This window comes from Psychrobacter sp. TB20-MNA-CIBAN-0197, from assembly GCF_040309765.1.
In the GTDB taxonomy this organism is placed as follows: Bacteria; Pseudomonadota; Gammaproteobacteria; order Pseudomonadales; family Moraxellaceae; genus Psychrobacter; species Psychrobacter submarinus.
The window spans coordinates 1-236 of sequence record NZ_JBEOPC010001388.1 but is presented as its reverse complement, the minus strand read 5'-3'; the positions used below and the strand labels follow the sequence as shown (position 1 = coordinate 236).

General features: G+C 45.8%; 1 protein-coding gene. It reads left to right on the top strand.

Annotated features, from left to right (window positions below):
- The coding region (locus AAEY83_RS18515; protein ID WP_351061631.1) for a sigma 54-interacting transcriptional regulator at positions 1-236 on the top strand (236 nt) is incomplete at both ends.

The window sequence follows — 236 nt, the reverse complement described above, 5'->3', positions numbered from 1 at the left end:
AACGGGTAAAGAGCTTGTTGCCAGCGCCCTGCACAACAATAGTCCACGTAAAGAAAACCAATTTATTGCGCTAAATATGGCCGCAATCCCTAAAGAGCTGGTTGAGTCAGAATTATTCGGCCATGAAAAAGGGGCTTTTACTGGTGCAGATAGCGTGCGAAAAGGCCGTTTTGAACAAGCCAATGGCGGCACCCTATTTTTAGATGAAATTGGCGATATGCCTCTCGACGTACAAA